We start from the raw sequence: 8,472 nt of genomic DNA, 5'->3' as shown, positions 1-8,472 counted from the left end.
CAGGGCGAACGGGCCGACCGGGATCTCGCCGCCGAACTCGTCGGCCATCATCGTGAGCACGCACGGGATCGGCTCGGCACGCGCGGCCCAGGCCGTGGCGTACGTCGAGTGGGTGTGCACGACACCGCCGACCTCGGGCAGGTGCCGGTAGACGTACGCCTGCGCGGCGGTGTCGGACGACGGCGCGAGGTCACCCTCGAGCACGGTGCCCTCGAGATCCGTCACGACCATGTTGTCCGGCGTGAGGTCGTCGTAGCTGACCCCGCTGGGCTTGATGACCATCAGGTCGGCGCCCGGCACGCGGGCCGAGACGTTGCCTGCTGTCCACACGACGAGCTCGTAGCGGGTCAGCTCCGCGTGCAGGGCACAGACCTCCCGGCGAAGTCGCGTGATGGTTGCCTGGACGTCCTCGGTGAGCGTCATGACAGGCCTCCCGCCAGTGCCTCGCGACGCAGCGCGCTGAGCCGGTGCATGACGTCGTTGCCGCCACGACCGAAGTGGTCGTGCAGGGCGGTGTACTCGGCGAACAGCCGGTCGTAGACCTTGGAGCGTCCCTCATCGGGCAGCACAACTGCCCGATTGAGGGAGCCCATAGCCTTCGCGGCGGCGCGTATGTCCGCGTACGCGCCGGCCGCGACGGCAGCATGGAGGGCGGAGCCCAGTGCGGGGCCCTGCTCGGACCCGATCACCGAGAGCGGCAAGCGGGTCACGTCGGAGTAGATCTGCATGAGGAGCGGGTTCTTGGACAGGCCGCCGGCGATGATGAGCTCCTCGACCGGAACGCCGCTGGCGTTGAACGTCTCGATGATCGTGCGGGTGCCGAACGCGGTCGCCTCGATCAGCGCGCGATAGATGTCCTCGGGCTTCGTCGCGAGGGTCTGGCCGACGATCAGCCCGCTGAGCTCGTGGTCGACGAGCACCGAGCGGTTGCCGCTGTGCCAGTCGAGCGCGACGAGTCCGTGGGCGCCGACGGGCTGGCGGGACGCGAGCTCGGTGAGGTGCTCGTGGACACCGACACCCGCGGCGTCGGCAGCCTCGCGGACGTACGCCGGCACGCCATGGTCGACGAACCAGCCGAAGATGTCGCCGACACCGCTCTGGCCGGCCTCGTAGCCCCACGTCCCGGCGACGATGCCGCCGTCGACGACGCCGCACATGCCGGGCACCTCGCGCAGGACGCTGCCGCTCATGACGTGGCACGTCGAGGTGCCCATGATCGCGACCATCTGGCCGGCATCGACGGCTTGCGCGGCTGGCGCCGTGACATGGGCGTCGACGTTGCCGACCGCCACGGCGATGCCCTCGGGCAACCCGGTCCAGGCGGCGGCCTCGGCCGTCAGGGTGCCGGCCGGGCGGCCGAGCTGACCGATCGGCTGATCAAGTTTAGCGTTAACAAAATCGGCAAACAGAGGGTTGAGCCCGGCCAGGAAGTCATCCCCCGGGTAGGCGCCGTCCTGCAGGATGCCCTTGTAGCCGGCCGCGCACGCGTTGCGGACGTAGGTGCCACAGAGCTGCCACACGATCCAGTCGGCGGCCTCGACCCAGCGCTCCATCGCGGCGTAGACCTCGGGATCCTCCTCGAGGACCTGCAGGCCCTTGGCGAACTCCCACTCCGAGGAGATCAGCCCCCCGTAGCGCGGCAGCCAGGACTCGCCCCGCTCCTCGGCGAGGGCGTTGATGCGGTCGGCCTGGCCCTGCGCGGCGTGGTGCTTCCAGAGCTTGACGTACGCGTGGGGCCGGTCGGCGAACTGCGGCAGCTCGTTGAGCGGCGTGCCGTCGGCGAGCGTCGGCACCATCGTGCAGGCGGTGAAGTCCGTGGCGATGCCGATGACCTGCGCGGGGTCGATGCCCGATGCGCGTACGGCCTCGGGCACCGCGTTGCGCAGCACGTCGACGTAGTCCGAGGGCACCTGCAGCGCCCAGTCCGGCGGGAGCGGTGAGCCGGGCGCCGTGGGCAGCGCCTCGCTGATCACGGCGTGCGCGTACGGGTGCACGGCGCTCGCGAGCTCACGGCCGTCCTTGACCGAGACGACCAGGGCGCGCCCGGAAAGGGTGCCGTAGTCGACTCCGACGACGTACTGTTCGCTCACTTCTGGGCCTTCCGGGTTGTGGGTGCTGACGTGCTCGAGCGGATGATCAGCTCGGGCTCGATGAGTCGTGGCAGGTCTTCGTTCTCGCCCAGGATCGCGGCGTGCAGGACGTCGATCGCGCGGCGTCCGACCTCCTGGAAGTTCTGTCGTACGGTCGTGAGCGACGGGTTGAGGAACTCCGTCTCGGGGGCGTCGTCGAATCCGACCAGGCTGATGTCGTCGGGGACCGCGACGCCGGCCTCGTGCAGGGCGTGCATCAGGCCGATCGTCATCTGGTCGTTGGCGACGAACACCGCCGTGGGGCCGGGCTGGTCCAGCAGCTGTCGCCCGGCGATGTAGCCGCTGCGGGGGGTCCAGTCGCCGAGATAGAGGGGGCCGGGCTCCTGGCCGGCATCACGCAGTGCGGCTTCCCAGCCTTCGCGGCGGGCCTCGGCCTCGGTCCACTCCAGCGGTCCGCGTACGTGGGCGATCGACGTGTGCCCGAGGTCGAGCAGGTGCTTCGTCGCCTCGTACGCCCCGCGGTGCTGGTCGACCCCGACGGCGAACTTGGCCTTGGACAGGTCACCCTCGACGACGACGAGCGGCACGCCCGGGTCCTGGTGGTGGATCACGTCGAGCGCCGCGTACTGGGCGGCGATCATGACGATGCCCTCGACCGACTGGCGCAGGAGGTGGTCGATCGCGTCCGTCAGCGACTGGGTCGTGACCGACGAAAGGCTCACCGATCCGGCGAAGTAGCCGGCCTGGCGCGCGGCGTCCTCGACCGTGCGGTGGATGCTGTTGGGTCCGTAGAGCCCGGACTCGGTGCTGATGATCCCGATCGTCGAGGACTTGCGCGTCACGAGCGCGCGGGCGGCGGTGTTGGGCCGGTAGCCGAGCTCCTTGATCGCCGCCTCGACGCGCTTGCGGGTCGAGTCCTTGATGTTGGGCATCCCGTTGATGACCCGCGAGACGGTCTGGTGGGAGACCCCGGCGACCTTGGCGACGTCGGCCATGACCGGCGCATGATGAGGAGTTGCCGTCATACGGCCCTCCGCGTGAAGAGCCTCTGCATCACGACGAACACCAGCAGCAGAACGCCGATCGTGATCTTGGTCCACCACGAACTGAGCGTACCGTCGAACGAGATGAACGTCTGGATCGTGCCGAGCACGAGGACCCCCAGGGCCGAGCCGATCACCAGGCCCGAGCCACCGGTCAGGAGCGTGCCGCCGATGACGACCGCGGCGATCGCGTCGAGCTCCATGCCGACGGCGTGCAGGCTGTAGCCCGACAGCATGTAGATCGAGAACAGCAGGCCCGCGAGCGATGAGCAGAAGCCGCTGATGACGTACACGCCGACCTTGGTGCGCGCGACGGACAGGCCCATCAGCATCGCGGACTGCTCGCTGCCGCCCACGGCGTAGACCGTGCGGCCGAAGCGGGTCATGTGCAGGACCACGGCCGCAATCGCCAGGACGACGAGCGCGACCACGACCGCCGGCGTGATGTAGTAGTCGCCGATGTAGATCGTGCCCTGCGCGATCGACTGGAACGTCTCGTCCTTGATCGGGATCGACTCGACGTCGATGAGGTAGCAGAGGCCACGCGCCAGGAACATGCCCGCGAGCGTCACGATGAACGGCTGGATCTCGAAGTAGTGGATCACCAGCCCCATCAGCAGGCCCAGGATCGAGCCGGTCAGCAGCACCGCCAGGATCACGAGCGGCGCCGGCCAGCCGGCCTTCAGCGTCGCGGCGGCGATCATGGTCGACAGCGCGACGACCGAGCCGACCGACAGGTCGATGCCCCCGGTCAGGATCACGAACGTCATGCCTACGGCCAGGACGATGAGGAACGAGTTGTCGACCAGCACATTGAGGACGACCTGCGGGGAGGAGAAGCCCTCGTAGCGGATCGATCCGATCCCGAACATGCCCACGAAGAGGGCGAACGTGGCGATCACCGGGAGGAAGCGGGTCGGGAACGTGAAGCCGCGGGACGGGCGAGGCGCCGGGCTGCCGGTGGGGCTGTCGGGGGGAGCCAGAACGGTGGTCATGCGGCCGTTCCCTTCGCGAGTCGGGGCGACGATCGTCGTACGTTGAGCACTGCGCGCGCCTTGGGCGACTGCAGCAGGCAGACCACGATGACGACGATGGCCTTGAACAGGTAGTTGGTCTCCGCGGGGATGCCGATCGTCGGGATCGTCGTCGCGAGGGTCTGGATGAACATCGCGCCGATCAGCGTGCCGGTCAGCGAGAACCGGCCACCGGCCAGCGACGTGCCGCCGATGACGACCGCGAGGATCGCGTCGAGCTCGATCCACAGGCCGGCACTGTTGGCGTCGGCGGCACTCGTGTTGGACGCGATCATCAGGCCCGCGATGCCGGCGCAGAAGGCCACGAAGACGTAGACGGTCCAGGTGATCGTGCGAGCGCGCACACCGGCCAGCCGGCTCGCCTCGGGGTTGATGCCGACCGACTCGATCAGCATGCCCAGCGCGGTGCGGCGGGTCAGCACCGCGGTGATCGCGAAGACCGCCAACGCGATCAGGATCGCGACCGGCAGGCCGAGCACGAAGCCGGCGCCGACCTTCTTGAACAGGGCGTTGTTGACCGTGATGATCTGGCCGTCGGTGATCAGCATCGCGAGGCCGCGGCCCGCCGTCATGAGCACCAATGTGGCGATGATCGGTTGGATCCCGAGCACCGAGACCAGGAAGCCGTTCCACAGGCCCAACAGGATGCAGACGCCGACCGCCATGCTCATCGCGACGATCGCGCGACCTGCCGACGACTCGTCGGGCGCGCCGGCCATGTAGGTGCAGGCGACCGCAGCGGCGATCGCGACGATCGCGCCGACCGACAGGTCGATGCCGCGGGTCGCGATGACCAGGGTCATGCCGAGGGCGATCAGCAGCGTGGGTGCGCCGTTGCGCAGGATGTCGATCAGGCTGCCGTAGAGGTGACCGTCCTGGACCCGGATCGAGAAGAAGGACGGCGTCGCGACGACGTTGACGACCAGCAGGAGGGCGAGGGCGAACAGCGGCCAGAACAGCGCGTGCTTGGCGAGGTTACGCATCAGCGCGCACCTCTCCCGCGATGATCTCGAGGACGTCGGAGACGCTGACGTTGTCGTTGGGTCGCTCGTCGATCTTGCGGCGATCACGCATCACGACGAGCCGGTCGCTGAGTCGCAGGACCTCCTCGAGCTCGGCGGAGATGAACACGACGGACAGACCATCCTTGGCGAGGTCGGCGACGAGCTGCTGGATCTGCGCCTTCGCGCCGATGTCGATGCCACGCGTGGGCTCGTCGAGGATCAGGAGCTCCGGCTCGGTGATGAGCCAGCGGGCGAGCAGGACCTTCTGCTGGTTGCCACCGCTGAGGTTGCGCATCAGCGCCTGCGGGTTGGCCGGGCGGATGTCGAGGGCCTCGATGTACTTGCTGACGAGGCGCTCCTTGGTCTTGGCCGGAATCGGCCGCATCCATCCACGGGACGCCTGCAGCGCCAGCACCATGTTGTCGGCGATCGAGAGGTCGGCGATGACGCCTTCCGAGCGGCGGTTCTCGCTCGAGAACGCGATCTTGTGGTCGATGGCCTGGCGGGGCGTGCGCAGCTTGGTCTGCTTGGCGCGCATCTGCATGTTGCCGGTGTCAGCCGAGTCGGCGCCGAACAGCAGGCGCGCGAGCTCGGTGCGGCCCGAGCCGAGCAGACCGGCCACGCCGATGACCTCACCCTCGAAGACCTGGAGGTCGACTGCCTCGACGCTGCCCTTGCGCCCGAGCTGCAACACCTCGAGCAGCGGCGCGCCCTGCGTCTTGACGGTGTGCTCCTCGGCCTCCTGCTCGATCTTCTCGAGCGTCTCGAGCTCGCGGCCGATCATGGCCTGGACGAGCTGCAGCTGGGTGGTCTCGGCGGTGACGTACTCGCCGACGAACTGGCCGTTGCGGAGGACCGTCATGCGGTCGGAGATCTCGAAGACCTGCTCGAGGAAGTGCGAGACGAACACGATCGCGACGCCCTCGGCGCGGAGCGTACGCATGACCTCGAACAGCTTCGCGACCTCATCGGCGTCGAGGCTGGAGGTGGGCTCGTCGAGGATCAGGAGCTCGGCGTCGATGTCGACGGCGCGGGCGATCGCGACGAGCTGCTGGATCGCGATGGGGTGTGACCCGAGCTGCGAGCGGGGGTCGATGTCGAGGCCCAGGCGGGTCAGGGTCTCACCGGCTCGCCGGTTCATCGCGCGGGTGTCGATGCGCCCGAGGGAGCGGGGCTCGCGGCCGAGGAGCATGTTCTCTGCGACCGTGAGGTTGGTGCAGAGGTTGACCTCTTGATAGACCGTGCTGATGCCGGCGGCCTGTGACTCGGCCGGGCTGTGGAACGTACGGGGCTCGCCGCTGACGATGATCGTGCCCTCGTCGATCGCGTAGACGCCCGTCAGGGCCTTGATCAGCGTGGACTTGCCGGCGCCGTTCTCGCCCATGAGGGCGTGCACCTCGCCGGGGCGCAGCGTGATGCCGACCGACTGGAGGGCCTTGACGCCGGGGAAGCTCACTGACACGCCGCTCATCTCCACGACCGGCTCGGTGCGCGTGGCTTGCGCGGCTTCGGCTGTCATCTGGATCATCTCTTCGTTCCTAGAAGTGTGGAATGGGGCCCTGCGCCCTGCGGCGCAGGGCCCCAGCTCTTGGTGTTGCTCAGTACTGGCGGTCTGCCAGGACGGCCTTGGCCTGCTCCTGGTCGAACGCGCCTTCCTCCGTCTCGACGCGCGGCGGCACGTCCTCGCCCGCGACGACCTTCTTGGCGAGGTCCATCAGCTGCGGGCCGAGGAGCGGGTTGCACTCGACGATGTAGTTGATCTTGCCCTCGGAGAGCGCCGTCATGCCGTCCTTGACTGCGTCGACCGTGACGATCTTGATGTCGACGCCCGGCTTCATGCCGGCCGCCTCGATCGCCTCGATCGCGCCGAGACCCTCGTCGTCGTTGTGGGCGTAGACGACGTCGATGTCCTTCTGCGACTTGAGGAACGCCTCCATGACCTTCTTGCCGCCGTCACGGGTGAAGTCACCCGTCTGCGACGCGACGACCTTGATCTTCGAGTCGGCCGCGATCTTGTCCTCGAAGCCCTTCTTGCGGTCGATGGCCGGAGCGGCACCGGTCGTGCCCTGGATCTCGACGACGTTGATCTTGCCGTCCTTGTTGACGTCGTTGGCGTCGGCGTTGTCGACGACCCACTGGCCGGCCTTCTCGCCCTCGAGGACGAAGTCGGAGCCGAGGAACGTCTTGTAGAGCGACGTGTCGGCAGAGTCGACGGCGCGGTCGGTCAGGATCACGGGGATCTTGGCGCGCTTGGCCTCCTGGAGCACCGTGTCCCAGCCGGTCTCGACGACGGGGCTGAACGCGATGACGTCGACCTTCTGCTGGATGTACGAGCGGATCGCCTTGATCTGGTTCTCCTGCTTCTGCTGCGCATCGGAGAACTTGAGGTCGATTCCGGCCTCCTTCGCGGACGCCTGGATCGACTTGGTGTTTGCTGTCCGCCAACCACTCTCGGCACCAACCTGGGCGAAGCCCATGGTGATCTCGTCGGAGCTCCCCGAGCCGCCGGATCCGCTGTCACTGTCGCTGCCACAGGCAGCAAGTCCGCTGGCGAGCACTACGCCCGCGCCGACGGTGATGAGTTTCTTGAACACTGTTTCCTCCATCTGGGATGCGACACCCCAAGTCACTCGACTTCGGGAGAGCCAGGACGCGTGCGGGCGGACATCCGCTTGCATCCTTGGGGCTTGGCCTCGGATTGAGGTTCCGCCCCGTTGTGAGCGTTCACTTGAACCACCGTGTGATGTGGACCACGTGAACCCTGCGATGAATTGTTAACGCTAACAACTCTGCCCGTCAAGTAAATCTCTCAACAAATTTTCATGACGGTTCGTGACAGCCAGGATCGAATGTGAGCGTTAACAATTTGTTGCCTCACCTAGCAGAATTGCTGGAATCCCTGGAACTTCAGCCGAATCGTGACGCTCACACCGCGAAGACCAGCCGGCCCCGAGCGTACGTTCGCGTGACGCGGACCGAGCCGATGTCGTGCGGATCGATCGCGAGGAGGTCGGTGTCGACGACCGCCAGATCGGCCGCCATGCCGACCTCGAGCGTCCCCGTGGACGCCTCGCGGCGGCTCACGAATGCGCTCCCCCGGGTGTAGGCATCGAGCGCCTCGACGACCGTGAGCCGTTGCCCGGGCAGCAGCGCGTCGACGTCGCTGCCCGGTGGCACTCGGTTGACCGCGACGTGGATGCCGTGCAGCGGGTTCGGCGACGAGACCGGCCAGTCGCTGCCGAACGCGAGCCGGCCGCCGGCATCGAGCAGCGACCGGAAGACGTACTGCTGCTCGCGTGCC

8 protein-coding genes are annotated in these 8,472 nt (G+C 67.8%); all 8 read right to left on the bottom strand.

Going from position 1 to position 8,472, the window contains the following annotated elements; translation table 11 throughout:
* Nucleotides 1-423 (bottom strand): class II aldolase/adducin family protein (locus V6M46_RS08060; RefSeq protein ID WP_332663589.1); only part of this gene is annotated, 423 nt, incomplete at its 3' end.
* Nucleotides 420-2,090: a ribulokinase gene (gene araB, locus V6M46_RS08055; RefSeq protein ID WP_332663587.1), complete on the bottom strand. Its 1,671-nt coding sequence runs from the start codon at nt 2,088-2,090 to the stop codon at nt 420-422. The genes araB and V6M46_RS08060, both read right to left, overlap by 4 nt.
* Complete coding sequence (locus V6M46_RS08050) at nt 2,087-3,115, bottom strand: LacI family DNA-binding transcriptional regulator (protein WP_332663584.1); 1,029 nt, start codon at nt 3,113-3,115, stop codon at nt 2,087-2,089. Before V6M46_RS08050 ends, araB begins: the two co-directional genes overlap by 4 nt.
* A complete protein-coding gene (gene yjfF / locus V6M46_RS08045) occupies nt 3,112-4,128 on the bottom strand; it encodes a galactofuranose ABC transporter, permease protein YjfF (RefSeq protein WP_332663582.1) in 1,017 nt (338 codons plus the stop codon). The genes V6M46_RS08050 and yjfF overlap by 4 nt, the downstream gene beginning before the upstream one ends.
* Entirely contained in the window at nt 4,125-5,150 is a 1,026-nt protein-coding gene (locus tag V6M46_RS08040) for an ABC transporter permease (RefSeq protein ID WP_332663580.1), read from the bottom strand. The genes yjfF and V6M46_RS08040 overlap by 4 nt, the downstream gene beginning before the upstream one ends.
* Nucleotides 5,143-6,699, bottom strand: a complete 1,557-nt coding sequence (locus tag V6M46_RS08035) for a sugar ABC transporter ATP-binding protein (protein ID WP_332663578.1) — start codon at nt 6,697-6,699, stop codon at nt 5,143-5,145. The genes V6M46_RS08040 and V6M46_RS08035 overlap by 8 nt, the downstream gene beginning before the upstream one ends.
* A gap of 70 nt (nt 6,700-6,769) precedes the next feature.
* The gene (locus V6M46_RS08030) at nt 6,770-7,765 is read right to left on the bottom strand and encodes an ABC transporter substrate-binding protein (RefSeq protein ID WP_332663576.1); all 996 of its coding nucleotides are present in this window, start codon (nt 7,763-7,765) and stop codon (nt 6,770-6,772) included.
* 331 nt (nt 7,766-8,096) lie between these two features.
* Nucleotides 8,097-8,472, bottom strand: a 376-nt coding sequence (locus tag V6M46_RS08025) for an amidohydrolase family protein (protein WP_332663574.1), incomplete at its 5' end; no start/stop codon positions are given.

Source organism: Aeromicrobium sp. (assembly GCF_036676885.1).
GTDB lineage: Bacteria > Actinomycetota > Actinomycetes > Propionibacteriales > Nocardioidaceae > Aeromicrobium.
This window is presented reverse-complemented; position numbering and strand designations above follow the sequence as displayed.